26 protein-coding genes are annotated in these 26609 nt (G+C 70.0%); 9 read left to right on the top strand and 17 right to left on the bottom strand.

The window, feature by feature from the left end; genetic code table 11:
* Positions 1-12: 12 nt before the first annotated feature.
* From E7T09_RS19810 to E7T09_RS19795, 4 genes are all read right to left on the bottom strand, one after another.
* Positions 13-1026: a thioredoxin domain-containing protein gene (locus E7T09_RS19810; protein ID WP_136390939.1), complete on the bottom strand. Its 1014-nt coding sequence runs from the start codon at positions 1024-1026 to the stop codon at positions 13-15.
* A gap of 28 nt (positions 1027-1054) precedes the next feature.
* Positions 1055-1921 (bottom strand): glycerophosphodiester phosphodiesterase, encoded by an 867-nt coding sequence (locus E7T09_RS19805; RefSeq protein ID WP_136390938.1) that lies wholly within the window; start codon positions 1919-1921, stop codon positions 1055-1057.
* 84 nt (positions 1922-2005) lie between these two features.
* A complete protein-coding gene (gene tatA, locus E7T09_RS19800; RefSeq protein ID WP_136390937.1) occupies positions 2006-2356 on the bottom strand; it encodes a twin-arginine translocase TatA/TatE family subunit in 351 nt (116 codons plus the stop codon).
* A gap of 127 nt (positions 2357-2483) precedes the next feature.
* Positions 2484-4439, bottom strand: coding sequence for a serine/threonine-protein kinase (locus tag E7T09_RS19795; protein ID WP_136390936.1), 1956 nt, complete (start codon positions 4437-4439; stop codon positions 2484-2486).
* A 135-nt stretch (positions 4440-4574) separates the two neighbouring features.
* On the opposite strand from E7T09_RS19795, the gene E7T09_RS19790 reads away from it, so the two are divergent.
* Positions 4575-5558 (top strand): aldo/keto reductase, encoded by a 984-nt coding sequence (locus E7T09_RS19790; RefSeq protein ID WP_136390935.1) that lies wholly within the window; start codon positions 4575-4577, stop codon positions 5556-5558.
* Between the two features lie 23 nt (positions 5559-5581).
* Here the strand turns inward: E7T09_RS19790 and E7T09_RS19785 are convergent, their stop codons facing one another.
* Together E7T09_RS19785 and E7T09_RS19780 are read right to left on the bottom strand one after the other, a co-directional pair.
* Positions 5582-6772, bottom strand: a complete 1191-nt coding sequence (locus E7T09_RS19785; RefSeq protein ID WP_136390934.1) for a hypothetical protein — start codon at positions 6770-6772, stop codon at positions 5582-5584.
* A 31-nt stretch (positions 6773-6803) separates the two neighbouring features.
* The gene (locus E7T09_RS19780) at positions 6804-7085 is read right to left on the bottom strand and encodes a hypothetical protein (protein ID WP_136390933.1); all 282 of its coding nucleotides are present in this window, start codon (positions 7083-7085) and stop codon (positions 6804-6806) included.
* Positions 7086-7143: 58 nt separating this feature from the next.
* Here E7T09_RS19780 and E7T09_RS19775 point away from each other — a divergent pair, with 58 nt between their 5' ends.
* Positions 7144-8433 (top strand): replication-associated recombination protein A, encoded by a 1290-nt coding sequence (locus E7T09_RS19775; protein ID WP_136390932.1) that lies wholly within the window; start codon positions 7144-7146, stop codon positions 8431-8433.
* A gap of 30 nt (positions 8434-8463) precedes the next feature.
* A complete protein-coding gene (locus tag E7T09_RS19770) occupies positions 8464-9087 on the top strand; it encodes a TMEM175 family protein (RefSeq protein WP_136390931.1) in 624 nt (207 codons plus the stop codon).
* A gap of 3 nt (positions 9088-9090) precedes the next feature.
* On the opposite strand, the gene E7T09_RS22025 is transcribed toward E7T09_RS19770, so the two are convergent.
* A complete protein-coding gene (locus tag E7T09_RS22025) occupies positions 9091-9249 on the bottom strand; it encodes a hypothetical protein (RefSeq protein ID WP_168734948.1) in 159 nt (52 codons plus the stop codon).
* A gap of 130 nt (positions 9250-9379) precedes the next feature.
* Between E7T09_RS22025 and E7T09_RS19765 the strand changes: the two genes are divergently transcribed.
* Together E7T09_RS19765 and E7T09_RS19760 are read left to right on the top strand one after the other, a co-directional pair.
* Positions 9380-9760, top strand: a complete 381-nt coding sequence (locus E7T09_RS19765) for a ComEA family DNA-binding protein (protein WP_136390930.1) — start codon at positions 9380-9382, stop codon at positions 9758-9760.
* Positions 9760-11952 (top strand): DNA internalization-related competence protein ComEC/Rec2, encoded by a 2193-nt coding sequence (locus E7T09_RS19760; RefSeq protein WP_136390929.1) that lies wholly within the window; start codon positions 9760-9762, stop codon positions 11950-11952. Before E7T09_RS19765 ends, E7T09_RS19760 begins: the two co-directional genes overlap by 1 nt.
* On the opposite strand, the gene E7T09_RS19755 is transcribed toward E7T09_RS19760, so the two are convergent.
* Genes E7T09_RS19755 through E7T09_RS19745 form a run of 3 tightly spaced genes read right to left on the bottom strand, consistent with a single transcriptional unit; the run spans position 11933 to position 14296 of the window.
* On the bottom strand, positions 11933-12928 hold the full coding sequence (locus E7T09_RS19755; protein WP_136390928.1) for a Gfo/Idh/MocA family protein: 996 nt from the start codon (positions 12926-12928) through the stop codon (positions 11933-11935). The two genes, E7T09_RS19760 and E7T09_RS19755, sit on opposite strands and share 20 nt — an antisense overlap.
* 9 nt (positions 12929-12937) lie before the next feature.
* Entirely contained in the window at positions 12938-13180 is a 243-nt protein-coding gene (locus E7T09_RS19750) for a hypothetical protein (RefSeq protein ID WP_168734953.1), read from the bottom strand.
* 36 nt (positions 13181-13216) lie between these two features.
* Entirely contained in the window at positions 13217-14296 is a 1080-nt protein-coding gene (locus E7T09_RS19745; RefSeq protein WP_136390926.1) for a methyltransferase domain-containing protein, read from the bottom strand.
* A 54-nt stretch (positions 14297-14350) separates the two neighbouring features.
* On the opposite strand from E7T09_RS19745, the gene E7T09_RS19740 reads away from it, so the two are divergent.
* Both E7T09_RS19740 and E7T09_RS19735 read left to right on the top strand, forming a co-directional pair.
* Entirely contained in the window at positions 14351-15775 is a 1425-nt protein-coding gene (locus E7T09_RS19740; protein ID WP_136390925.1) for a TrkH family potassium uptake protein, read from the top strand.
* A gap of 45 nt (positions 15776-15820) precedes the next feature.
* On the top strand, positions 15821-16480 hold the full coding sequence (locus E7T09_RS19735) for a TrkA family potassium uptake protein (RefSeq protein ID WP_136390924.1): 660 nt from the start codon (positions 15821-15823) through the stop codon (positions 16478-16480).
* A 26-nt stretch (positions 16481-16506) separates the two neighbouring features.
* Here E7T09_RS19735 and E7T09_RS19730 read toward each other — a convergent pair whose 3' ends face one another.
* From E7T09_RS19730 to E7T09_RS19705, 6 genes are all read right to left on the bottom strand, one after another.
* The gene (locus E7T09_RS19730; protein ID WP_136390923.1) at positions 16507-16947 is read right to left on the bottom strand and encodes a hypothetical protein; all 441 of its coding nucleotides are present in this window, start codon (positions 16945-16947) and stop codon (positions 16507-16509) included.
* A gap of 206 nt (positions 16948-17153) precedes the next feature.
* Positions 17154-18350, bottom strand: a complete 1197-nt coding sequence (locus E7T09_RS19725) for an ABC transporter substrate-binding protein (protein ID WP_136390922.1) — start codon at positions 18348-18350, stop codon at positions 17154-17156.
* 71 nt (positions 18351-18421) lie between these two features.
* Positions 18422-20242 (bottom strand): DUF3084 domain-containing protein, encoded by a 1821-nt coding sequence (locus tag E7T09_RS19720; RefSeq protein WP_136390921.1) that lies wholly within the window; start codon positions 20240-20242, stop codon positions 18422-18424.
* A 15-nt stretch (positions 20243-20257) separates the two neighbouring features.
* Positions 20258-21034 carry an LPS export ABC transporter ATP-binding protein gene (lptB, locus tag E7T09_RS19715; RefSeq protein ID WP_136390970.1) on the bottom strand — a complete coding sequence of 259 codons (777 nt, stop codon included), beginning with the start codon at positions 21032-21034 and terminating at the stop codon, positions 20258-20260.
* Between the two features lie 73 nt (positions 21035-21107).
* On the bottom strand, positions 21108-21542 hold the full coding sequence (locus E7T09_RS19710; protein ID WP_136390920.1) for a response regulator: 435 nt from the start codon (positions 21540-21542) through the stop codon (positions 21108-21110).
* Positions 21539-23107 (bottom strand): ATP-binding protein, encoded by a 1569-nt coding sequence (locus E7T09_RS19705; RefSeq protein WP_240741908.1) that lies wholly within the window; start codon positions 23105-23107, stop codon positions 21539-21541. The genes E7T09_RS19710 and E7T09_RS19705 overlap by 4 nt, the downstream gene beginning before the upstream one ends.
* 191 nt (positions 23108-23298) lie before the next feature.
* On the opposite strand from E7T09_RS19705, the gene E7T09_RS19700 reads away from it, so the two are divergent.
* Together E7T09_RS19700 and E7T09_RS19695 are read left to right on the top strand one after the other, a co-directional pair.
* Positions 23299-24039, top strand: a complete 741-nt coding sequence (locus E7T09_RS19700; protein WP_136390918.1) for an enoyl-CoA hydratase-related protein — start codon at positions 23299-23301, stop codon at positions 24037-24039.
* A 43-nt stretch (positions 24040-24082) separates the two neighbouring features.
* Entirely contained in the window at positions 24083-24940 is an 858-nt protein-coding gene (locus E7T09_RS19695; RefSeq protein WP_136390917.1) for an SDR family oxidoreductase, read from the top strand.
* Positions 24941-25228: 288 nt separating this feature from the next.
* Here the strand turns inward: E7T09_RS19695 and E7T09_RS19690 are convergent, their stop codons facing one another.
* A complete protein-coding gene (locus tag E7T09_RS19690) occupies positions 25229-26572 on the bottom strand; it encodes a vanadium-dependent haloperoxidase (protein WP_136390916.1) in 1344 nt (447 codons plus the stop codon).
* Positions 26573-26609 lie beyond the last annotated feature (37 nt).

The raw sequence follows: 26609 nt of genomic DNA, 5'->3' as shown, positions 1-26609 counted from the left end.
CAGTTCCTCTGTTTACCTGAACAGCTTCAGCCGCGCGTCGATCAAGGCGGCGGCACTGGGCGTGGCCGTCGTGGCCGCGTGGACGCGGGCCAGTTCGGCTGCGTCCGAATAGTTCTGCAGTTTCACGCCGTTCAGGTAGACGGTTGGGGTGCCCTGCACGCCCACGGCGATCCCGGCTTTGATCTGCGCGTCGATGCTGCTCTTGAAGGCGTGTGAGCTGAGGCAGGCCGTGAAGGTGGCCGGGTCGAGTCCGGCGGCCTTCGCGTAGGTGGTCAACGTGGCGGGAATGTCCTTAGGTTCCAGCGGCGTCCACTGTTCATAGGCGGCGAACAGCGCGTTCGCGTACGGCCAGAACTGACCCTGGGCACTGGCGCACTCGCTGGCCTCGGCGGCGGCGAAGGCGTTGCGGTGCATGGTGAGCGGGAACTGATAATGGTACGTGCGGTACGCCTCCGGCGCGGCCTCCCACGCCTTCGCGGAACGGTCCCACATCTGCTTGCAGTACGGGCACTGGAAGTCACTGAAGATCCGCAGGGTGTCGGGGGCCGCCGCGCTGCCCATCACGTTCCTCGTGGCAGGGAACGCCGAGTCCGGCCAGACCTTCACGGCCACGTACGCCGAGAAGCGGGTCTGCGCGCCGTCGCCAGTGGATTTCAGGGCGATCAGATCGGTCGCGCCGTCATCCGTCAGTTCAATGACACCCTTCTTGGCGGCGGTCAGCACTCTGGGCGCGGCGAGATTCGCCTGGAGTTTCGGCAGCTCCGCCTCCGTGAGCCCCCAGCCCACGCCAATGCCGCGTGCCAGATCCGCCACGGTACCGGCCTCTATGAACACACCGACCACGGCATTCCCGGCGACATCGAGCGTGACGGTCGTCTCTCCGCGCTTCAGGACATTTCCCTGGGCCGCGTAGTCCTTCAGGATCGCCTGTGCGGCGGTGGTCTGCGGGGTCTGCCACAGCTGGGCGTGGGCCGTCGCGGGAGTGAGGAGGGCAGCGGCGGCGAGGAGTCGGGCAAGGGGCTTCACCTGCCGAGTCTACGGGCCGGGGCGCAACTCAGCGGCCCGACAGCACCTGTTTGAGCTCGTCCGGGCGATCGGTGAAGATGCCGTCCACGCCCATGCCCACCAGGCGGCGCATCTCGTCCGGGTCGTTAATCGTCCAGACCTGCACGGCCACGCCGCGCGCATGCATGGCCCGCACGAAGCCCGGTGTGACGACCGTGATCCCGCCCCCTTTCACGGGCACCTGCGCGGCGCGACCCGGCAGCGGGGACAGCCGCGCGAGGCCGACCTTGCTGAGCAGCACCAGGGGCCGCAGTTCCTTCTCGGTCATGCTGGTCATCACTTCAGGACACGCCGCACGGAAGTCGTGCATGGCTCGATCGCTGAAACTGGCGACGATCACGCGGGAGGTCACGCCCGCCTCCCGCAGCGCCTTGCAGAAGGGCGCGGCCACGCTGGGCTGCGCCTCCTTGATCTCGATGGTCATGGGCGACGTCGGGAACGCGGCGAGCACCTCGGACAGCTGGCCCACGCGCACACCTTGCCCCCGGAAGGGATAGGTCTTCCCGCCGTCCAGCGACAGGGCATACCCGGCGTCGGTTTCCAGCACCTGCGCGAGCGTCATCTGCGTGATCGTGCCGTGGCGGTCGGTCAGCCGATCCAGGGTGTCGTCGTGCGAGAGCACCAGCGCGCCGTCCTGCGTGACGTGCATGTCCATGTCGAGCATGTCCACACCCAGCGCCGAGGCGTTCCGGTACGCGGTCAGGGTGTTGCTGGGCCACAGCAGTTCCCCACCCTGGTGCGCGATGTTCCACGTGCGGCCCGTGATGAACGGATTGGTGGGCGGGGTGCTGCGGCACGCGGCGAGCGCGCCCGCCAGCACGGCGGTGCCCAGGACGGCTTTCCAGCGGATACCCATGTCCCCACTCTAGCCACTCTGTCTGCTGCCCCCACACCACGGGCGGCCCACACCGTCGCCGGGTGGGCCGCTCGAACAGTGATCTCAGCCGACGCGTTCGGCCGGTTCGGTGGGCGGCGTGACCGCCTGGGGCGTCACAGCCTGGGGGGCCACGGCGACGGGCGTGACCGAGGCGGCTACCACCGGCTGGGCCGGAACCGTTCCCTCGGGCTGTACCAGGGGCACGTGGATGGTCTGGACGGCGGCCGGGCCGGGAGGCGTGGGCGCGTCCCGCATGGTGCCTTCCAGTTCATCCTTGAGGCCCTGCGTGCTCTTGCGGAACTCGCGCAGGCCCGCGCCGAGGCTCTTGCCGAGTTCCGGCAGCTTGCGCGGCCCGAAGACGATCAGGGCGACGATCAGGATCACGATCAGTTCCGGGGCACCGATATTGGGCATGTGGGACTCCTTGCGGGAAGAGGAAAAGGTGGCCGGACGGCGCCGGTGATGTCCGAAGTGTACGGCGCGCGGTTAAGTGGAGGTTGAAACCCCCCTGATGAAGCGTCCATGGATCAGGGAGGCTCTCTCAGGTGGGCGGATCGAGGGCGGGACTGCGGTAGGCGCGCAGGGTGCCGTTCATGAACGCCACGTACAGGGTGCCGTCGGCGGCGAGCGGGGTGGCCTGAACGCCCGTACGTTCCCGCTGCAGCCAGCGGGGCGCGCCCGTCCGGATGTCCAGCGCGACCAGTTCCCCCGCCTCGGAGGCGAGGAAGACCAGCCCGGCGCTGATCACGGGACTGGCCGTCACGCGGCCCTCCAGGGTGTGCGACCAGACGTCCTCGCCGTCCGAGAGGCGCAGGGCGCGCACCGTGCCGCCCCAGCCGGCCAGGATCGCCAGACCGTGCGGGCCGTCTCCGCGCGTGAGGGCCGGGGCCGCCCACACCTCGTCCTCGAGGTCGTACGTCCACAAATTCGGTTCGGCCCCGCGCAGCACCGCCCGCCCGCGATCCACACCCAGGGCCAGGGCGTGCACCTCGCCTTCCCAGGTGGCGACGACCAGGGTCGCCTCACCACTGCCGGTGGGCAGCAGCGCGGGCGTGCCGTGTACCGTACCCACCTCCACACGCCACAGTGGGCGGCCGTCCTCGGCGTCCAGGGCGTGCAGCCAGCCGTTCTCGTCGCACAGCAGGGCCGCGCTGCCCCACACCAGGGGGCTCGCGGCCACCGGGCCGCCCGTGCGGTACGCCCACGCGAGTTCGCCCGTCAGGGCGTCCAGGGCATGCAGGTGCCCGTCGCGGCTGCTGGCCAGCACCCGCCCGCGCCACAGGGTAGGCGCGCCGGTCAGCTCGGCGCGCGCCTGGTGCCGCCACAGTTCCGCGCCCGTGTTCAGGTCGACGCGCCTGAGCGTGCCGTCCCACGCGCCGAACAGGATGTGCCCGCCGTGGAAGGTGGCGGGCGCGGTGACCTCGTCCTTGGCCGCGAAGGTCGCGAAGGGCCGTCCCGACGCGTGTGTGAGCACCAGCTGTCCGCCGCGCGTGCCGACCGCGACCAGGTCGCCCTCGCCGACCACGGCGGCTGGCCAGGTGACCTCGCCGGGCAGGGGCACGCTCCAGACCTCGCGCAGGCTGCCCACGCGGGCCGGGCCGTCCGGGTGCTCGCCCGTGCGGGTGCGGCCGCCCCGGTACTGGCCGCGCGCGTGGTTCGTCCACACATCCCGCCGGGCCAGCGCCCACAGGTGCGCCAGCGCCTCGCCGCTCTCCGGGCGATCTTCCGGGCGTTTGGCGAGCAGGGCCAGCAGCACGCGCGCGATGGCGTCCGGCACGGCCGGGTTCAGGTCGCGGGGGTCGGGCACGCGCTCGTAGACGTGCTGGTACATGACGCTCTGGTCGCTGTCGCCCACGAACGGCGGCACGCCGCAGGCCACGCGGTACAGCACGGCGCCCAGCGCGTACAGGTCGCTGCGCGGCCCGACGCCCACCCCGCGCGCCTGTTCGGGGGCCATGTAGGTGGGCGTGCCCAGCGTGACGCCACTTCGCGTCAGGTGCCGGGTATGCTCGGTGAGGGCCACCAGCCCGAAATCCATGATGCGTGGCAGGCCCGCGTCGTCCAGCAGCACGTTGCCGGGCGTCAGGTCGCGGTGCGTGATGCCCTGCGCGTGAATGAAGTGCAGCGCCCGCGCCGAGAAGGCCGCCGCCGTCAGGTACTGGGCCAGCGGCAGCGGCGCGTCCTCCAGCGGTCCCAGCGCCGTGACCGGGCCGCCCGTCATGAGGGGCATGGTGAAGAAGGGCCGTCCTGTATCCGGGTCGCTGCCCAGGTCGAGCACCGGCACGATGCCGGGGTGCGTCAGGCGGGCCAGGGTGCGGACTTCGCGCAGGAAACGTTCGCGGTCACTGTCGGGCACGTGCGCGTGCTGGAGCTTCACGGCGACCTCACGGCCGATCAGGATGTCCTGGGCGCGGAACACGCGGGCGCTGCCGCCCTCACCCAGCAGGGCGTGCAGGTCATAACGCCCGGCGAGCTGCGAGCCCACGTCCAGTGGCATACGCCCGGAGTGTAGCGCCGCCCGTCCGGCACGCCGACGCGATATGCCGCGCCGACCCGGCGTAGACTCGCCGGATCTGATCCGACGAGAGTGGAACCCTGGGCCACAGCGGCGCGCGGGGTTCGAGGAGGCAGCATGGAGTACGTTCGCCTGGGCACCACCGGTCTGCAGGTCTCGCGGCTCTGTCTGGGCTGCATGGGGTTTGGTGATCCGAACCGCTGGATTCACAAGTGGGTGCTGGACGAGGAGCACAGTCGTCCGGTCATTCAGAAGGCCCTGGAGCTGGGCATCACCTTCTTCGATACCGCCAACGTGTACTCACTGGGTGCCAGCGAGGAGATCCTGGGCCGCGCCCTGAAGGACTTCGCGAACCGCGACGAGGTCGTGATCGCCACGAAAGTGCATGGCCGGATGCGCGACGGTTCAAACGGCGCTGGCCTGTCCCGCAAGGCCATCCTGAGCGAGATCGACCACAGCCTCAAGCGCCTGGGCACCGACTACGTCGACCTGTATCAGATCCACCGCTGGGACGACGACACGCCCATCGAGGAGACCATGGAGGCGCTGCACGATGTAGTAAAGGCCGGAAAGGCCCGCTACATCGGGGCGTCCGCCATGTGGGCGTGGCAGTTCCAGCGGGCCCTGCATGTCGCCGAGCAGCGCGGCTGGACACGCTTCGTGTCCATGCAGGATCACCTGAACCTGCTCTACCGCGAGGAGGAGCGGGAGATGCTGCCGCTGTGCCGCGCCGAGGGCATCGGCATGATTCCCTACAGCCCGCTGGCCTCCGGCCGACTCACACGGGAGGGTTCCTCCGAATCCACCCTGCGCTCCGAGACCGACCAGATCGCGCGCAGCAAGTACGACGCCACAGCCGACGCGGACGCGCTGGTGATCGCGGAGGTGGCACGTATCGCGCAGAGCCGGGGAGTGCTCCGCGCGCAGGTCGCGCTGGCGTGGCTGCTCCAGAAGTCGCCGGTGACCGCGCCGATCATCGGGGCCACGAGTGGCCGGCATCTCGACGACGCCGTCGGGGCGCTGACCCTGACCCTGACCGCGGACGAGATCGCCGCGCTGGAGGCGCCGTACGTGCCGCACCGCATCGTCGGCCACCACTAGATCGGGCCGACGGTCGTGCGTGACTAGGCCCGGTGCGCCTCGGCCCGCAACCGCCCCGGCGTGAGCGGCTCGGTCAGCAGCCGACGGAACGCGCCGGGGCCACCCGTCTTTAGGAAGTCGCCCACGAGTTCCTTTCCGGCCGAGTACGTGAAGGTGTACGCCCGGAACATGGGGGTCGAGATGAAGCGCAGCGACTGCCGGGCCCGCTCGGGCGTGAGCACGCCGTACGTTTCCAGGAACGCCAGCACCTCGGCCGCCGGACGCTGTTCATCGTGCAGCAGCAGCGCGGCGCTGGCATTCACAGATCGCAGCGGCTCCATTGCCTGGCTGGCCTGGACGTAGGCGCGCACGTCGTCCGGATTCAGGCCGGCGTAGGCGGCCAGGTCGCCCGCCAGCCACTCCAGTTCCTCCTCGGCGTCCATCACGGCACGCAGAGCGTTCATGGCAAGGCCTTCCGAGACCGCGCACTCGGGCGTGTTCAGCAGTTGCAGGCTGTGCTCGCGCCAGCCGAGTTCCCGCGCCAGCCGCGCTTCCTTGCTGGCGTGCTCGGTGTGGTGGCCGGGGTAACCCTCGTGTGCCATCAGGTCCGGCAGGTTCGTGAGCAGCACGGGCAGATCCGTGTTGATGTCGATGCGGCTCTGCAGGTTCCCCAGCGGCCAGTTGTACCCGCTCCACGGCCGGTCCGTTACCAGTCCGATGGTGAATGCCTCGCCGTCGGGCAGGCCCAGGCGATCGCGCGTGCGGGAACGCAATTCGGCCAGGATCGGCTCGGCCAGCTCCAGAACGCGGTCGCGTGGCACGATCACCCGGGCGCGCAGGGCGTCCAACCGCGCGGGCAGCGGCCCCGTGCCCTGCAGACGGTCCTCCACCAGTGCCAGCGCGGCGTCCAGTTCCGGCTGTGTCAGGCCGCGAGGTTCGAGATCGAACAGCCCACGCACCTCGTCCCGGTAGGCCAGCGGATCGCCGCACAGCCGCCCGATGGTGACCAGCATGGCCCGCACCTGCACGTCGAGGAAGGCCCGGCGTTCCGGCGGTTCCACGGCCTGGAGGTCGTCCAGCAGGCGGCGCGCCCGGTCGCGCAGGTCCGCGGGGGGCACCAGCGTCCGGTCGGCCCAGGCGGCCGGGCCGCCGTACCCGTCGATGAAGCCTTCCTCGTGGGCGTCAATGGCGTGGGCGAGGCGGACGTACGCTTCAGCCGGATCGGCAGGGGTCATCCGGGCAGGATAGTCGCCGGAACGCCGGGGGTCAGTCCCGGACGAACACCAGACTCCGCAGCGTCCCGTCCGGCTGAACGGCGGGCAGGCCCTCGACCGCCGCCCGCCGCAGCCGCGCGAGCGCCGCGCTGAAGGCCGGACCCTCGCCGTACATGTCGGCCGCGCCGTCCGTGAGCAGAAGATCCAGTCCGGACGTGCCGTCGGCATTCGCGGCACGCAGCGTCCACCCGGCGCCCTGCGGGTGTGCCGTGACCCGCACGCCCGGCGGGAAGTCCGCAAGTGCCACCTGATGGTCGAAGGTCTCGAAGTCCATGGGGGCATTGTGCCGTGTTGAGCGGCCGACGCTCGCCGCCGTCGCTACACTCCCGGACGTGACCCTGTTCGATCCGCCCGCTCCCCTGGCCGAACGCCTGCGCCCACGCACGGTGGCCGAGGTCGTGGGGCAGTCGCACCTGCTGGGGCCGGGCAAGCCCCTGACGCGGGTGCTGCACTCCGGCCGGCTGGGCAGCTTGATCCTGTGGGGCCCGCCGGGCGTGGGCAAGACGACCCTGGCGCGGCTGCTGGCGGGCGAGGTCGGCGCGCACTTCATTCCCCTGTCGGCCGTGAGCGCGGGCGTGAAGGACGTGCGCGAGGCGACCGCCGAGGCCGAACGCCTGCGGGCGCGTGGCCAGAAGACGATCCTGTTTCTCGACGAGATCCACCGCTTCAACAAGGCCCAGCAGGACGCCCTGCTGCCGCACGTGGAATCCGGCCTGCTGACCCTGATCGGCGCGACCACCGAGAATCCCAGCTTCGAGGTGAATCCGGCCCTGAGAAGCCGCGCCCGCACCCTGGTCTTGCAGGCGCTGACGCACGAGGAAGTCCGTGAGCTGTTGAACCGGGCCCTCAGCGACGAGCGTGGCCTGCCCGGCGTGAGCGCGCAGGACGACGCCCTGGAACTCCTCGCGCGGCTCTCTGAGGGCGACGCCCGCCGCGCCCTGAGCACGCTGGAGGTCGCCAGCACGCTGGCCAACCCCGTCACGCCCGAGGCCGTCACGGAGGCCTTCGGCAAGCACCTGCCTGCCATGGACAAGAACGGCGAGGATTTCTACAACCTCATCTCCGCGCTGCACAAGAGCGTGCGCGGCAGCCACGTGGACGGCGCCCTGTACTGGCTGGCCCGCATGGTCGAGGGCGGCGCCGACCCGCTGTACGTGGCGCGGCGCGTGGTGCGCATGGCCGCCGAGGACATCGGGCTGGCCGACCCGCAGGCCCTGCGGCTGTGCATCGCCGCGCGCGACACCGTGGAGTTCCTGGGCAGCCCCGAGGGCGACCTGGCCCTGGCGCAGGCGGTCGTGTACCTGGCGCTGGCCCCCAAGAGCAACAGCGTGTACGTGGCCTGGAAACGCGCGCTGGATACCGTGCGGGACAGCGAGATGCTGCCGGTGCCACTGCACCTGCGCAACGCCCCGACCCAGCTCATGCGCCAGCAGGGCTACGGCACCGGCTACGCGTACTACTTCGACGACCCTGAGGGATCCTTCGCGCAGGACTACCTGCCGGACGGCGCGGCGCTCGGCCTGTACGCCCCCACCGGCGAGGGCTGGGAAGCGCGCATCGCGGAACGCTGGCGGAAGTTGAGGGACGCGCACGGCGAGGTGACCGACGAACCGACGCCCTGATCCCGGACGTGGCACCGGTACACTCGCTCCATGCCGGACACCGCCCTCCCGGAATTCAAGAACGCCGAGCGGCTGAAGTTCTTCACGGACGCCGTGGTCGCCATCGCCCTGACCCTGCTGGTGCTGCCGCTGCTGGAAAGCGTGCCGGAGGCCGCGCGCGACCACCTGACGGCGGCCGGGTGGCTCGATCATTTCGGCGGGCAACTGATCGGCTTCTGCGTGAGTTTCGCGGTGGTCACGACCTTCTGGCACATCCATCACCGGCTGTACGAGCACGTGCGGTCGTACTCCCCAGCGTTGATGGGTCTGAACTTCGCGTGGATGTTCACCATCGTGTTCCTGCAACTGCCGTCCGCGCTGATGTACGCCCTGTCCACGGACCGGGTGATGATCGCGCTGTACATCGGCACCATGACGCTCAGTTCGGCGCTGCTGAGCGCGATGGTCTGGCATGTGCACCACCACCACACGGCCATCCAGGAACCGCAGAATCCCCTGCTGTGGGGACAGGTGGCGACCTCGCTGGCCACGACGACGCTGTATGCCGCTGCCCTGCTGCTGGCCGTGGCATTTCCGCAGGTCAATTACTTCGCGCTGTTCCTGCTGACCCTGGTCGGCCCGCTGAGGCGCGTCTTCCTTCAGCGCCCAGCGTGATCTTCAGATGAACAGCGGTGCGTCCGGGTCGTCCGGGAGCGGGCGGCCTTTGCGGGCGAGCAGGGCGGCGGCCGTACCGATCCCTATGATCGCGCCGACGGCAATCACCACCAACGCCCAGGTGAGGCGGTCATGCATGGGGTCATGGGCATCCGGAACCATGCCCGCAGCATAACAGTCCCCTGTCAGGGCAGGCGGCGAACCCCCAGGGCACATGAAGCGCCGGCACATCCCCCCCATAGAGTGCTCATGTGCGTCTCAGGAAGGCGGCACGGACTTCTAGAATGACTGGATGAGCAGTTCAGAACGCTCCTGGACGGTGGCCCTGACCGCCGGCGTGCTGCTGGTCGGCGGACTCACGTTAGGCCCGGCCCTCCTGTCCCACCCGGCGGTGCCGACCGTCACACGCACCGCCCTGCCGCCCGTGGCGGAGGCCACGACCACCGAGCCGCCCGAGTACCCGACCACGGCCAGCATCACCCCGCTGATCTCCGGGCGGGTGAATCTGAATACGGCCAGCGAGGCCCAGCTCGAAGCGCTGCCGAAGGTCGGCCCGAGCCTCGCGCAGAAGATCATCGCCGGACGCCCCTACCGCTCGCTGGCCGACCTGGATCGGGTGAAGGGCGTGGGGGTGGCCACATTGAAGACACTCTCGCCGCTGGTCACGTACTGATGACCCGCCTCCAGGGTACCGCCGGCCGGGTGGCGTGGCCGGTCTATGCCGTGCTGGGCGTGATGGGCGGCATCCTGCTTGACCAGGGTGTCTGGTGGGGCGTGCTGCTGATCGCGGCGGGCGCGGCGCTGGCCATGTGGGACGCCCGGCCCACCCTGGCGGTTCTGGCGCTGGCCGGCGGGCTGGCCGGGTACGCCTCGGCGCATCTGGTCACGTCCAGGCCCGATCCGCTGCAGCCGTGGCTGGGCGCGCAAGTCACGCTAAACGGCCAGTGGGACGGGCAGTTCCTGACCCTGCAAGCTCCGCGTGCCCGGCTGGCCGTCGCGCCGAAACCCGTGGCCAGGCCGGGGAAGGTGCGGGTCAGCGGGCGACTGATCGCATCCGACGACCAGCGCACGCCCGGCGGCTTCGATCAGGCCGCGTGGCTGCGGGCGCAGGGCGGCGTGTTCCTGCCCACCCCGACGGCGGTGCTGGTGGGAGCCCGCGTGCTGGGCAGCGGCCAAGAGGGCGGCTTCCGGAGCTGGTTTCGCCGGGGCCTGACAACCGGGTTAGGCGAACGCGAGGCGGCGCTGATGCAGGCAGTGGAACTCGGCGACCGCAGCGACATCGGCCGCGAGGACTTCGCCCAGGGGTACGCCGTGCGTGACGGCTTCAACCGCGCGGGGCTGGCCCACCTGATGGCCCTGTCGGGTCAGAACGTGGCCCTGATCACGGGCGTGCTGATCTGGCTGTTCGGGTTCCTGGGCTGGCCCCCCGCCCTCCGGTATGGCGTTCCGGCCGCGCTGCTGATCGGCTACCTGGCGCTGGTCGGGCTGTCGCCGAGCATCACCCGCGCGGTCATCATGGGCGGCGTGGTGCTGATCGCCCTGGCGGTCGGGCGCGGCCGGGTCGATCCCTACGGCCTGAGCGCCCTGGCCGCGCTGGTGTGCCTGCTGCTGTTCCCGCTGTGGTTGCTGGACATCGGCTTCCAGCTGTCGTTCCTGGCGGTGCTGGCCCTCACGCTGGCCGGACGCGCCGCGGAACGCCTGCCGGACACCTGGCCGCTGTGGCTCCGCTCGGCCCTGGCGGCCACCGTACTTGCGGAACTGGCGACCCTGCCCGTCATTGCCGGGGCCTTCGGGCAACTGCCGCTGGTGGGCCTGCCCGCCAACCTGCTGGCCGCGCCAATCATGGCCGCGCTGGTGCCCGCCGGATTCCTCGCAGGCCTGCTGGGGCCGCTGGCCGCGCCGCTCAACCTCATCAATGGCCTGCTGGCCCACGCCCTGCTGTGGATCGCGCAGACGGCCGGGCAGTTCCCGGTGCTCACGTGGGGACAGGTGTCCACGGCGGGCGTGATCGCCTATGGCGTGAGCGCCTTCGCTGGCGTGCTGTGGCTGCTGGGCCGGGTGCGTGCCCCCGCCGCCCTGGGAACGGTGCTGGCCTGCGCGCTGCTGACCCTGCTGCCTGGCCGCCTGCATCCCCCGCGCACCATCACGTACCTCGACGTCGGCCAGGGCGACAGCACCCTGATCCGCCTGCCCGGACTGACCATGCTGGTCGATGCGGGCGGTTCCGTCGGCTCCGATTTCGATGTCGGGGGGCGAACCGTGGTTCCAGCCCTGCGGGCGCTGGGCGTCCGGTCGATTGACATTCTGGTGGCCACCCACGCCGACACTGACCATATCGAGGGCCTCAGCAGTGTCCTGCGCGCTGTGCCAGTCGGGGAGCTATGGATCGGGCAGCGCAAGGTCGGCGACCCGGTACTGGACGCCGTGCTCAGCGCCGCCCAGGAACGCCACGTGCCCGTGCGCGAGGTGCGGCGCGGCGACCAGATCACGCCCGCCGGAACCACCCTGACGGTGCTGTGGCCGCCTGGCAACGTGTGGTCGACTGCCGACAACGACAACTCCGTCGTCCTGAAATTACAGTCGCACAGCTGGAGCACGGCCATCCTGGGTGACCTGCCCGATCCCGCCGAGGGCCAGCTCGGCATGGGGCACCTGGACGTGCTGAAGACCGCGCACCACGGCAGCCGCTTCAGCACGGGCGCCGCGTTCCTGGCCCAGACCACGCCGAAGGACGCGATCATCAGCGTCGGCAGCCACAACACCTACGGCCATCCCAACCCGGACGTGCTGAACCGCCTTGCCGCCGCTGGGGTGAAGGTCTGGCGAACGGATCAGATGGGCACGATCACGTGGCCGATTCCATGATCTCCACCCGCTTCCCTGTCCGTGCCGATTCATACAGGGCGTCCAGCACGCGCATCTGGGCCACGGCGTCGGCGGGTGGGTACAGGTGGACGTCCGCGCCGCGCGCTGCGTTCTGGAAGTGCGCGAGCATCTGCGCGTAGGCGTTCGACGCTCCGATATGTTCCTCCTGCACGCCACCCGACGTGGTGATCTTCAGGATCACCGGCATATCGGCGGCCGGACTGGACACGTAGGTCACGTCCAGCGTGCCGCGCGTGCCGATCACGGTCAGGCGCTGCGTGTCCGGAATGCCCCAGTTGAACCCGCAGTCGAACGTGACCAGTGCGCTCCCATACTCCAGCGTGCCGCTCAGCGAGGCGTCCACGCCGCCGGCCGTCCACAGCGCCTGCGCGGTCACGGCCTGCGGTTCCCCGAGGAGCAGGCGCGTGGCGTTCACACAGTACGTCCCCACGTCGTACAGCGCGCCGCCGCCCTTCGTGGCATCCCAGCGGATATCGTCGGGGCTGCCCAGGCCGAAGCCGAAGGCGCTGCGAACCACGCGCACCTCGCCCAGGTCGCCGCGCTGCACCAGGTCGCGCACGCGGAGCAGGTACGGGTGGAAGCGCGGCGCGAAGGCCTCCATCGCCGTTTTTCCGGTCTGCGCGGCCACCGTCACGACCTCCTGCGCCTGCGCGGCGTTCAGGGTGTAGGGCTTCTCGGTCAGCACGTGCTTCCCGGCCCGCAGCGCCGCCAGCGTCCACGGCTGGTGCTGGTCGTTCGGCAGCGGGATGTACACGCCGTCCACAGCACTGTTCAGAACGTCCTGATACCCGCCCACGATGGGAATGCCCCATTTCTCCGAGAACGCGCGGGCGTGTTCGGATGACGGGTTCCGGACGCCCACGGCCACGACCTCCGCCCCCGCCTCGCGCATGGCAGGAACGAGACGACTTGCGATCCGGGCCGCGCCCAGGATGCCCCAACGAAATGTGGTCATGCCGGCAGCTTAGAGCGGATCGGTGGTCTCGACGGTGCCACCGATGAAGCGATCCAGACCGCGCTTGCGGGATGCCTGAACCATCAGGGCCACCGTCGAGGTGCGTTCCGGCAGATGATCGGAGAACTCAACGCCTAGGATCAGGTAGGGGCCTATATTGTCGGCCGCCACCGTGAACGTCGCCTGCTGACCAGCTCGAACGATGCCTTCCAGGTCGTCGATCTCGACAGCCCAGGCATTACGGGACTCCAAGTAAAACGCTCGCACGACACGTGCCCGCGCCATCCTCTATCGCTTGTGCAGCAGGTACACCTTCGGGTGGTGACCGCCGCTGGACACCTGAAGCAGTTCCTGGCCGTGCCACTTCTGCTGATCCTGCATGACGCGCTCGAACAGCTTGATCTCGTGCGTGATGACGGCCAGGCGGCCCTGCTTGCTGGTCAGACGGTGCATCTCGGTCAGGAACGCCGGGTACAGCACCTCGTTGTCCACGTGGCTGCCGATCGCGTCACCCCAGGGGAGGTCGCCCACGATCAGGTCGAAGCTGCGGGCGGGAAGGCCGGTATGGAGGGCGTCGATGCACGCGACCTCGATGTCTTTCTTCGCCGCCTGGATGTTCTGCTGGGCGCAGTCCACGGCGGCCTGGGCGCTGTCCACGCCGACGAGGACGTCGCTGGGGCCCATCAGGGCGCGTTCGATCAGGAGGGTGCCGCTGCCGCTCATGGGATTGAAGATGCGGTCCTCGTCGCGCTGCCCGGCGAGTTTGTGCACGGCGTAGGCGATGGTCGCGTTCAGGCCGCCGTGCATGTTGCACACCCGCCACGCGCGGGCGGACAGCGGTTTGGGGGTGATGCGCGCCAGGACGTCCCAGCCGGGGCCGTCCAGTTCGGGACGCAGGCGGATCAGGAGTTCGCCATTTTCCGGGTCGTGCGGGAGGGTCAGGCTGGCCTGGAGTTCCTCGGCGAGGCGCTGCATGACGCTGGATTCCTTGCCGGCGGCGCCCAGGCGGAAGGACGTGTGCCCGCCCACGGCGATGACCTCGCGCAGGTACTCGGTGAGTTCCCCGAGCTGCTGGTTGCCGAGCAGGCCACGCGGGCGGGGCACATCCCAGGTCTGGATGCGGTACACGGCCACGACCGATTTCAGGCGGGTCAGGCGTTCCGGGTCGCCGGGGTACCAGAAGCGCGGGCCGCGCACGTCGCGGGCCAGGAGCACGCCCGCGAGTTCCGTCTCGGCCACGCGTTCCAGGCCGCTCAGGGCGTCGAGTTCGTACTCGTGGGCCTTCTGGCGGGTGCGGTAATCGACTTTGGGTCGGCTGGTCTTGCGCCCGGTGGCGTGGGTTCGGTCTGGGCGGGCGCTTCTGGGCATGACAGATGAGTATAGCCGCGTCGGCGCCACCGGGCGTACAATCCGCGAGTTCCTATGACCCGCCCGCCCGCCGCTCCGCCGCCCAGCCAGCCGACGCCCGGCGGACGTCGATCGCGTAAGCGCTGGCTGGCGCGGCGCAGTCCGCCACAACTCATCGCGCTGTCCTTCGCGGTGGCGATCCTGCTGGGGGGGCTGCTGCTGTGGTTGCCGGTCATGCACGGCGTGAATGCGGACGGCACGCGGCGCGGCGTGACCTTCCTGCAGGCACTGTTCACCTCCACCAGCGCGCTGTGCGTGACGGGCCTGAACGTCCTCGATCCCGCCCGCGACTTCAGCCGGCTGGGGCAGGTGGTGATCATGCTGCTCATCCAGCTGGGCGGCCTGGGGATCATCACCTTCGGCACGTCGTTCGCACTGCTGTCGCGGCGGCGCGTGAACTACTCGGAACGCGTCCGGCTGGCGCAGCAGGTGAGTGCCCTGAGTGCCGGGGACGTGCTGCCGCTGATCCGCAACATCTTCCTGTACACCTTCGTGATCGAACTGGCGGGCGCCGTGCTGATGTTGCCGGACTTCGTGGCGCGCGAGGGCTGGGCGCGCGGCACCTTCTATGCCGTCTTCCATTCGGTGAGTGCGTTCAACAATGCGGGCTTCGCGCTGTACAGCGACAACCTGATGGGCTTCACGCGCGACCCGCTGGTCAGTGGGGTCGTGGCGCTGCTGATTATTCTGGGCGGCATGGGCTTTCTGGTGCAGCTCAATGTGGTGGCGCACCTCCTGCACCGCCGCCGCCACCGGCTGATGGTGCACAGCAAACTGGTGCTGACCATGATGACGGGCCTGCTGGTGTTCGGCACGCTGGCGTACCTGGGCCTGGAGTGGAGCAACCCCAGGACCCTGGGGCCGCTGGTCTTCGGGGACAAGCTGCTGGCCTCGTTCTTCCAGAGCGTCACGACGCGCACGGCGGGGTTCAACACGCTGGACTACGGCGCGATGGGGGTGCCGGTCATCTTCATCTCGATCCTGCTGATGTTCATCGGCGCGAATCCGGGCGGCACGGGGGGCGGCATCAAGACCAGCACCTTCTACGTGATGATGGCCTCGGCGTGGAGCATGGTGCGTGGCCGGCGCGACATCGTGCTGTTCAAGCGGCGCGTCGACACCGAAACCGTGCTGCGCGCCATGACAGTGGGGCTGCTGAGCATCGGGCTGGTGAACGGCATGCTGATCCTGCTGCTGCTCCTGAACACCCGCCCGGACGTGCTGTTCATCCAGCTGTTCTTCGAGGCGGTCAGCGCCTTCGGGACGGTGGGCCTGAGCATGAACACCACGCCACTACTGAATCCGGACCAGCACGTCATCCTGATCCTGCTGATGTTCCTGGGCCGGATCGGACCGCTGACCTTCGCGGTGGCGTTCAGTCGGCCGCAGGGCAAGGAACTCGTGCGCTATCCCGCCGACCGGGACATCCTGATCGGGTGATGGCCGTGCGCGCTACGCTGGACCACACGAAAGGACACCCCTGAGATGAAGACCAAACAATGCCTCGTGATCGGCCTGGGCCGCTTCGGAACGGCCGTGGCCACCACCCTCTACGAGATGGGGCACGAGGTCGTGGCCATCGACCACAACGAGGAGAACGTCGAGCGGGTCATGAACCTCGTGACGCACGCCGCGATCGTGGACGCCGGCGACGAGCGCGCCCTGCGGGCCATGGGCATCGCGGACTTCGATGTGGTCGTGGTCGCCATCGGCACGGACGTGCAGGCGAACATCCTGGCGACCATGAACGCCAAGAGCCTGGGCGCCACCTACGTGGTGAGCAAGGCCATCGACGAGATGGCCCGGCGCGTGCTGGAGCGCATCGGCGCGGATCTGGTCATCCGCCCGGAGCACGACATGGGCGTGCGGCTCGCGCGGCAGATCGCCACGCCGAACATCGTGGACACGCTCGATCTGGGCGGCGATTACGCCATCGTGGAACTCGAGGCGAACGAGCGCATGAAGGGCACGTTGCGCGACCTGAACCTCACCGGGCGCTTCGGCGTGCAGGTCATCGCGATCAGCCACGCGGGCAAGATCGAGGTGACGCCGGGCGCAGGGGACATCGTGAAGCCGCATGACCGGCTGGTCGTGATCGGCACCAGCCACCACCTCGACGAACTGCGCCGCTTCCTGGGCGAATAGGCGGCGCCACGGCTTGCGGGCCGTGCTCAGCGCGTCCGCTGGGCGTGGACGTGCGGGCAGTTCAGCTCGCCGCGAATGGTGAGCGCCTCCACGGCGGCGGCCGGGGGCAGGGCACCGGTCACGCGCATTCCGGGCTGGATGGGCACGCGGTCTGCTCTGGTGTCCACGATCACGCGGGCGCTGAGCCGCACGGCCCGTTCCAGGCAGGCGGCGTCCAGCGCGGAGAGGCTCAGCGTGCGGGGCTGCCCGGCAGTGGTGACCGTCACCTGCGTGGCCCGCAGTGGGGTGGCCTCCAAAACGCGGGCGGCGCGGCCCTGGGCTCCGAGGGCGGCGCTCAGGGCGGCCAGCACCGGCAGCAGGGCGGCCAGCACCCAGACGGTGCCCGCCCGGGCCACACCGGGGCGCAGGAGCACGAACACGAGGGCGCCGCTGGCCAACAGGACGAACAGCAAGTACAGGGCGGGCATCGGCGGTCATTGTACCGGGCGCGGGTGGGCCGCCAGCGTAACCAGCGGAAGCGGCCCCCCGACCGCTTCCGCTGGTGTTCTGCATCCGCTCCCCCCCGGGAGCCGCACGCGCTGGAAGTGCTCTACAGAGGTTCCCTGCCCGTGCTCCCCCAGCGTACGCGGGAGGCCGTGATCAGGGCGTGATCGGGTCTCCCCCGCGTTCACAATCACTTCAAGGCGTCACGCTGCGCGTCGTCGAGCGCGGCCCGCGCGCTGGCCTGGCCGGTGGTGGCCCGCGTGATGGCCTGTTCGATCAGCCCGGTCCAGCTGCCGTAGGCAGGCAGGGTGGGCCGGGGCACGGCGCGGGTCATCTGGGCGTGTGCGCCGCGCAGTTGCGGGTTTTTGGCGTACCAGCCGTCCAGCAGGGGGGTCACCGCGCGGCGTGGGGGGGCGTAGGCGGTGGTCTGCACCCAGTCGGCCAGCCGGGCGGGATCCATCAGGTACTGCCAGAAGGCCACGGCGCCGGCCTGCTCGGCGGCGGGCGTGCCGCGCGGAATGGTCAGCACCGCGCCCCCCAGCGGCACCGTGCAGCCGGTCTTCTCGCAGGGAAAGGGCGCGATACCTAGGTTGAAGAAGGGCAGTTTGCGGGCGTCGATCCAGTTGGCGACGCTGGCCGGCACGAACAGGTTCTGCCCGCGCGCGAAATCGAAGGCCCCACGGGTCGCCTCGCCCAGCGTGCGGGGTTGCGCCAGCCCAGCGGCGCTCATGCGGGCCAGCTGCGTCAGGGCCTCCACGGCGTCCGGGCTGTTCAGGGTGGGTTTACTTCCGTCGACCAGCGCGCCGCCGCGCGACAGGACGTTCGCCTCGAAAGTCCAGGCGTCGGCCGCCGCGATCAGCGGACGGCGGCCCCCGCTGGCCAGGGTGCGGCTGGCCGCCTCCAGTCCTGTCCAGGTGTCCTGGAAGCTCACCCCGGCCTTTTTCAGGGCCCCCGCGTTGTACAGCAGCACCGGCACCGAGACGTTCCACGGCAGGCCGTAGGTTTTGCCTCCCAGCTGTCCGGCCTTCCACACGGCCGGATAGACGTCGCCGCTCAGGTTGTCGGGCAGGGCCGCCACGGCGCGGCTCAGATCCGTCAGCTCCCCCTGCGCGGCCAGGGCGGGAAACTGAGTGAATTCCAGCTGGGCCAGCGCGGGTGCCGAGCCGGTTTTCAGTGCGTCCTGCACCTTCGGGAGCAGGTCACGGTAATTGCCGTACGCGACGGGCACGACCTCGTAGGTCGTCTGCGAGGCGTTGAAGTCACGGGCGTAGCGGGCGACGGTGTCCTTCACGCCGCCCATGGCGTGCCAGAACTCCACGCGCACCGGGGCAGCCTGCGCGGCGGGGACGAGGAGCAGGGTCAGGGAAACGAGGGAACGCAGGCGCATGCCCCGGAGTGTAGCGGGCGGGCCTGATCCGCTTCTGGAACCGGGCGCGGCACCCGGGACAGGCTTCACCCTCAGGGCAAGATGGGATACAGGTCGACGCGGGTGCTGGGTTTCACGTCGTCGCGGGCGGCCATACCGACCACGGCGGTCGTGTCGTTGCGGGCATTCAGGCGCGTGAGCAGCTGGATGAACTCCGTGACGTCCAGACCCTGGTTCATGATGTACTCGCCGGGCACGCCCCGCGTGGTGATGTCCACGACCGTGTCCTTGACCAGTTCGTTGATCTGATCCTGGATGACGCGTGGATCGGCCTTCAGGTTCACGCTGACCCGGCGGATGATGTCGCCCCCGTGAAACAGGACGCTGTTGGCCTTCGCGTCACAGCTGAGATCCACCGGGAAGCCCAGCGCGGTGTTCTGCGCGGCGCGGCACTGCACGAAGGTGCTGGCGTTCAGGCCGCGCAACTTGGTTTCCAGGGCCGCGCGCGCGCTGGAAGCCAGCCGCACGGCGGGCGTGCCCTTGGCCCCACGGTTCTGCGCGACCTTGTCGGCGTCCTTCAGGAAACCGTCCAAGTTGCGGACGCTGGGCACCACGGCGGCGTACACCAGTTCGTTCTTCGGATACGCCAGGTCCGTGTTGCGGCTGGCGTTCAGTTCCGCGCGGCTGCTGGAGTACTCGTCCTGCAACTTGCCGAGCGTGGCGCGGGCGGTCGCCAGGTCGCGCGCGAGGCCGTCGTTGCTGTTCTTGAGCTGGATCTGCTGCTGCTGGAGGGCGAGCAGGTCGCCCTGGGCCTGATCCCGCTGCGTGGTGATCTGGTCACGGGCGACCTGCGCGGCCTGCCGCTGCTTGTCGGCCTGGGTGCGGGCGGCCTGGGCGGCCACGAGGGCGGTGCGGGCGGTCTGGAGATCGCGCTGGGCGGCCTGCCGGGAGGCCTGGAGCTGCCCCACCTGGCTGCCCAGGGCGGCGGCCTGCGCCTGGGCGGTCGCGACCTGCCCCTGCGCCTGTATCAGGGCCGCCTTCGCGCTGGCCTGGGCCTGGGCCACGGCCTGCTGCGCGGTGGCCTGCGCCTGCGCAATCGACTGGCGGGCCGCTGCCTGCGCGGTCACGACGGCCTGCTGGGCGGTCGCCTGCGCCAGCGTGGAGCGGGTCTGGGCCTGCACGGCGCGCGCCTGGGCCGCCTTGGCATCGGCCTCGGCCTTCGCGGCGCGCTGCTGTGCCTGATCCGCGCTGGCCTGCACCTGCGTGGCGCGATCCTGCGCGTTCTGCGCTTCCTGCTGGGCCAGCGCGGTGCGGGCGCGGAAGTCCAGCACCTGGGCGTCCAGGGCCTGGGCGCGTTCCTTGCTGGCTTTCAGGGCGGCCTCGGAGGTCTGGAGTTTGGCGCGGTTGTCTTTCGCCAGGCTCTCCAGCGACGTGATGGTGGTGCCCAGGGTCTTCACGCGGCCCTGGAGCGCGGCCGTCTCGGTCTTCAGGCGCTGCTCGGCCTGCCGGGCGACGTCCAGGTCGGTGCGGGTGGCGCGCAGGTCACGCTGGGCGGCGTCCTGCAACTGCCCCAGGCGCCGCGCTTCCGTCTGGGCGGCGTCGCGTTCCGTGTTCGCGGCCTGCAGGTCGCTCTGCGCGGTCTTGTATTCCTGGCGCAGCGATTCCAGTTGCGGGCGCAGCTGGTCGGCGGCGGCAATGATGTCCACGGCGTTCTTGTTCAGCAGCAGGAAGGCCGTGAGGCTGGCGGCCGAGATCGCCATGCCGGAGAGCACCGCGACGACCAGCGCCGTGGTCTTGGGCCGCAGGCCGAACAGGCGGATGTGCTTGCGCCCGGCCTTGCGGGCAATGGTGTCGGCGGCGTAGGCGACCACGCCGGACAGCAGCACCACGAAGGCCAGGAATACCCACAGCACGGCTTCAGTCCCCCCTTACAGCTCGAAGTCGTCGCCGAGGTAATGGCGGCGGACGTCCTCGTCCTGCGCGAAGCTCTCGGGGGTGCCCTCGAACTTCACGTCCCCGTCGAACATCAGGTACACCCGGTCGGTCAGGGCGATGGTCTCGCGGACGTTGTGATCCGTGATGAACACCCCGATGCCCCGGCGATCCCGCAGATCCCGGATCAGGCGCTGGATGTCGCGGATGCTCTTGGGATCCACGCCCGTGAAGGGCTCGTCCAGCAGCAGGTAGTCGGGATCGGTGGTGAGGGCGCGGGCGAGTTCCAGGCGGCGGCGCTCCCCGCCGGACAGCTGGTAGGCATAGCTGCCCGCCAGGTGGCTCAGGCCGAACTCGGCCAGCAGGGCGTCAGCCCGGGCCTCCTGCTCGCCGCGCGACAGCTTCTGGTACTCCAGGATGGCCAGCAGGTTGTCGCGCGCCGTGAGCTTGCGAAACGCGCTGGCCTCCTGCGGGAGGTAGCCCAGGCCCAGCCGGGCGCGTTCGTGCATGGGCAGGTGGGTCAGATCCCGGTCGCCGAGCGTGATACGCCCCGCGCCGGGCCGGACGAACCCCACCACCATGTAGAACGTCGTGGTCTTGCCGGCGCCATTCGGCCCGAACAGCGCGACGATCTCGCCGGGCTGCACGGTGAAGTTCACGTTCCGCACGACGGTACGTCGCCCGTACTGCTTGCCCAGCCCCTGCGCGCTCAGCACCGGCCGGTTCGCCCGCACGGCGGGGGCGGACAGGGTGGGTTCCGGCAGGGTGCTCAGGCTCACGGGGGCAGCGTAGCATGCGTGCCCAGCGCAGCCGGTGAGCAATTCCCGATTCCGGCGGGGTTGCCCGTCAGGGGCGTCTGGGGGGCAGCGCGGCCTTCTGGAACCAGAAGTTTCCCAGGGTGCGCACCACGTCCACGAACTCGGCGATGCTGACCGGTTTGGGGATATAGGCGTTGGCATGCAGGTCGTAACTGCGCCAGATGTCCGTCTCGGAACGCGAGGTGGTCAGGACGATCACCGGAATGCTCCGCAGCGCCGCGTCGACCTTCAGGACATCCAGCACCTCCAGGCCGCTCATGCGCGGCATGTTCAGATCCATCAGGATCACGTCGGGCCGCACCGCCTGCGCGTATTTCCCCTCACGCCGCAGGAACGCCAGGGCGTCCACGCCGTCGCGCGCATGGTGCAGCTGGTGGGGAAAGTCCGCTTCCTCGAAGGCCTCACGGGTCAGCATGACGTCCGCGGGGTTGTCCTCGACAAGCAGGATATCGATACCACTCATGCAGGCTCCTTGGCCGCGGCCGCGACCCCACTGGGCGCGCCGGAAACAGAAAAGGCGGGGAAATCGGAGGCCGGAGACACTGCATTGGCGGGCGGATCCGGCAGGCTGAACCGGAACGTGCTGCCCTGCCCGGGCTGGCTGTCGAGCCACAGGCGGCCCCCGAGCTGTTCCACGGCGCTGCGGGTGACGGCCAGGCCGATGCCGCTGCCGTCGTACTCGTCCATGCCGTGCAGGCGCTGGAAGACACCGAAGATCCGCTCGTGGTACTGCGCCTCGATGCCGATGCCGTTGTCCTGCACGGCGAACACCCACGCGTCCTGATCACGTGCCGCGCTGACCTGAACGGTAGGTGGGCGGTCGCTGGCGCGGAATTTCAGGGCATTCCCGATCAGGTTCAGGAACACGTGCCGCAGCAGTTCGGCGTTGCCCTGTACGGTGGGCAGCTCGCCGAGCACCACACGCCCGCCCGAGGTATCCAGCTGCGCCGCCAGGTCATCCACGACGCCCGCGACGAGGCCGTGCGTGTCAACTTCCGTCATGGGCCGCCCGCCCTGCCGCACGCGGGAGTACGCCAGCAGATCCTGGATGAGGGTCTTCAGGCGTGTTGTCGCGGCGGTCGTGAACGCGATGTACTGGTCAGCCCGCTCGTCGAGGCGGCCCGCGTAACGCCGGGCCAGCAGTTCCGTGTAACTCGTGATGGTGCGCAGCGGCTCTTGCAAGTCGTGGCTGGCCACGTAGGCGAACTGTTCGAGTTCACGGTTGCTGCGCTCCAGTTTCTCGTTCGAGACGCGCAGCGCCTGCTCGCGCTGCTGCACTGCCGCCGCCATGAGATCCACCTGGCGGCCCAGTCCGGCCAGTTCCCGCACCTCGCTGTCCGGCAGCCGCAGGTGGTACTGCCCGGCGGCGATCTGCCGCGTATTGTCCGTCAGGTGGTTCAGCAGGGCGGCCACGGAGCGGGCCACCTGCCACGCGGTCACGAGAATCAGCAGCACCCCCAGCAGCAGGCCGCCCACCGTGACCAGCCGCACCCGGTTCAGGGTGGCCAGACTGGAGGCGGTCGCGCCGCTCAGGTTGGTGTTCTCCTCCATCTGCATGACGTCGAGCTCTTTGCGGGCCTCGTCCAGGATGCCCTTGCCGCCCCCGGTGCCCACAAGGGCAATCGCCCCGCCCAGGGAGGTTTGACGCGCGCGGATCTCGGGCTCAGCCGCTTGCTGGAACCAGCGGGTCACCAGGGACTGCACCCGGACAAGCCGGCCCTGCTGAGGGGCGGGGCTCAGGTCGTGCAGGGCGTAGCTGTGGGCCGCGAACCTCTGGCGGCCCTCGGTATACGGATCCAGGAAGTCCGGTTTACCGGTGATCACGTACCCCCGTTCGCCATTCTCCATGGCGGAGATGTCGCCGCTCAGGGAACTGATCAGGATCAGGCGGGTCTGCGAGTCCGTGACGAGCGCCCTCGCCTGCGCCGCGCGGTTCACGCCCACCAACACCGCCAGCCCGACGCCCAGCATGAGCACACACGGCAGCAGCAGGGGACGCAGTAGCAGCACGTGGAGCGGTGTCCCCATACGTTCTTGCCGCGTTCCGGACGTCGACCCTGGAACTGGCCAGGACGACGGTTCGGGCGAGGACGGCGAGGGTGGGAACATCCCGGTCATTGTAATGATGTTTCTGTAGGGCTGGCCGCCGGATTCCTCGCATCGGCAGGGGCCGGAGGCCCTAGCGCCGGAGCATGGATTGAACCGGGTACAATTCCCTCATGACATTCCAGAGCGTGAAGCTCACCTACGCGGGTGAGGTCGCCACCCTGACCATCACGTCGAAAATGGGCAGCATGGGGCCCGCCTTCTGGCAGGAGGTGCCGCGTGCCCTGGCCGCCCTGGACGGCGCCCGTGTGCTGATCGTGCGCGGCGAGGAGCTGTTCAGCGCCGGGCTGGACGTGAAGGCCAGCGCGGCGAGCATCGGCCCGGCGCTGGGAAATCCGGCCGCGTTCAAGGCCGTGGTGGACGAGATGCACGCCGCCATCGAGGGCCTCGCCGCGCTGCCCATCCCGGTGATCGCGGCGGTGCACGGGTGGTGCATCGGTGCTGGCCTGGAGCTGATCGCCGCGTGCGACCTGCGGGTGTGCAGCCAAGGCGCCCGCTTCCGGCTACCGGAAGTCCTGCTGGGCATCACGGCCGACCTGGGCGGCCTGCAACGCCTGCCCCGCCTGATCGGCCACGGGCGCGCCGCCCACCTGGCCCTCACCGCCGATCCGATCGACGCGGCCACAGCTGAACGCTGGGGCCTCGTGACCGAGGTGCTCGACACCCCGGAGGCCCTGTTCGCCCGCGCCGACGCCCTCGCCGGCCACCTGGCCGGACTTCCCCAGAAAGCGCTGGAGGGCACCAAACGCATCCTGAACACTGACCTGCCACACCACCAGAGCCTCGCAGACGCCGTGCAGTGGAACGCCCAGCACATGACCGCCGAGGGCCTGAGCGCCGCCCTCCGCCCCTGAACCCCAGTTCGCCCCAGTCCAGCACCACCCCCAAGGAGACCCCATGACCCAGCCCGGCACCCTTCTTCCCGGCACGCCTGACAGCACCTTCCGCCCAGACCTGCTCGCCGGGAAACACGCCCTGATCACCGGGGGCGGCAGCGGCATCAACCTGGGCATCGCGCAGAGCTTCGCCGCGCACGGCTGCGCCGTGACCATCCTGGGCCGCAACCTGGAGAAAGCCCAGGCCGCTGCCCAGGGCATCGTGGAGGCCGGGGGCCGGGCGCTGGGCGTGAGTGCCGACGTGCGCGACTTCCCCGCCATGCAGGCCGCCGTGGCGCAGGCGGTCGAGGCGCTCGGAACCTTCGACATCGTCCTGGCGGGCGCGGCCGGGAACTTCCCCGCTCCGGTGGACGGCATCAGTCCCAACGGTTTCAAGACGGTCGTGGAGATCGACCTGATCGGCACGTACCACACCATCAAGGCGGCCAGCCCCCACCTGAAAACCCCCGGCGGTAACGTCCTGAGCATCAGCGCCTACGGCATACCGGTGCCCATGCAGGCGCACGTCGTGGCCGCGAAGGCTGGCGTGGACATGCTCACCCGCACCCTGGCCGTCGAGTGGGGCCTGCGCGGCATCCGCGTGAACGCGATCATTCCCGGCCCCATCGACGGCACCGAGGGCATGGCCCGCCTCGCCCCCGACGAACAGACCCGCCAGCGCTTCATGGGCACCGTGCCCCTGGGCCGCTTCGGCATTCCGCAGGACATCGCCAACGCCGCACTGTTCCTCGTCTCGGACGCCGCCAGCTACGTGACCGGCGTGATCCTTCCCGTGGACGGCGGCCAGAACATGCTCGGCGGCGCTCCCCAATACCAGATGTACCAGCAGATGGGCTTCGCCCTGCCGAAAAAGGACTGAGCCTCGCCAGTGTGCGTAGGGTGGAGCAATACGCCGACGCACACGGCCCTGCTGGCCCTCACGGACGGATCGGGCGGGCAGCGGAGTCATCGGCCCGAGGCGCCGGCCCAGGCATCTCAGGGATGGACACTCGGCCTGCGCTGGAACTCGCCGGACGCGCTTCCCGACGCCTTCGGTGGGCTGGCCGCGTGGGGCTATCTGATCTCGGTGGAAGCCAGCCCAGCCTGCTTGACCTTCAGGTCGTGTTGGACACCTATCGACCTGCCATTCTCCCGTCGCCGTCCGGGATCAGGATTTCGGATTCAGCCTGGGATTGAAGTGGTGCTGGGCACGCAGGAAGGCGAGGTGACCGACCTGGCGGCCCGCAGCACGTCCGGCCAGGTCCGCGTCCCGGAAGTGCACGCCGCCGTAGCGGCCCGACATTCCGGCCTCGTCGGCCGCGTCGGTGAAGGTCGCCCAGGTGAGCCGAACCGGGATGGTGGGCTCGCCCGGCTCCACGCGGGAACTGCCCGCCGGGAGGGTGACGCCCGCGCCGAAGACGTCACTGCCCGTGATCAGGCGCAGGACGGTGGCGGCGGCGGCGCTGACGGTGCTGTGCCCGCTGGTGTACTCCGCGCAGGGCGGCGTGACGACCGTGACCGGCTGGTAGGGTGTCCAGGTGTTGGCGGGCAGAACCGCGTCGTCGTGGCCGGGGCCGCCCCAGGCGTGTACGGTCTTGCCGCGCAGCAGGAAGCGCACGGCGCTGGCGGGCCGCACGGCATCGTAGTGGCGCTTGGCGTCCCAGCACGACACGCTGGCGTCCATGACCGCGCCGGTCAGGGCGAGGAACATGCGGGCGTCCTGGCCCGTGTCGTGGCCGTCGCGCTGCGAGATGAAGGTCGCGAACAGCGTCCAGTGGCCGGGGGGCCGTTCGTTGCCGGGGCCGTCGGCCCAGTACTCTGCTACGGCCTTCTGAAGAGGCGTGAGGGTGGCGGAGTACGAGAGCACCTCGCGCACCTGCTCCAGGAAGTCCGGGGTGCCCCATCTGGCGGGTGGCGGGGGCTGGAACTGATCCGGGCGGCCCAGCGCGAAGGGGGTCACGCCGCCCCAGTGGGGCGTGATGAAGTGCTGGACGGCGGTGCCGTGGCCGTCGCTGACGCGCAGCGGTTGCCAGCGCCCGCCGTCCGTCACGACGTCTGCGGTGTTTACGGGCACGTAGCCGCTGGTGTCGGCGTACCCGTGCGCCTGGTTGCTGCCGTCGTCGTGCCGAGCGGCGAGCAGTTCGGCCGCCGCGAGGTTCCCGACACCGCAGGGCGTGGCGGGATTCGTGCCGGTGTCGCCCGCATCGAGCCCCAGGCCACTCAGCACGGCACCGAACAGAGCGGTCTCGGTAGGGAACACGTCGCTCAGCACGCGGATGGCGGCGTAGGCCATGGCCGTGCGCTGGTGAGCCTCGGTGCGTTCGTGCTCTGGACGGCGCGCCTGGAGGTGCCAGTGCAGGCCGGTGGCCGTGCGGTCGTAGGCGGCCCAGGCGTCGAACATGGCGGCATGCAGCAGGAAGAGCGCCCGCGCGGCCACCGGCGCCCAGGGGCGCGTCCGGCGGATGGCGTCCAGTGCCGCCTCGTTCCAGATGACGCTCGGCGTGCTCGTCATGTCCTGTCCTCCCCCCGTGCTGGCCGGTCTCCTCCGG

This window comes from Deinococcus sp. KSM4-11, from assembly GCF_004801415.1.
Lineage (GTDB): Bacteria > Deinococcota > Deinococci > Deinococcales > Deinococcaceae > Deinococcus.
Note: the sequence above shows the minus strand (reverse complement) of the source record. Positions and strands in the feature narration are given on the sequence as shown.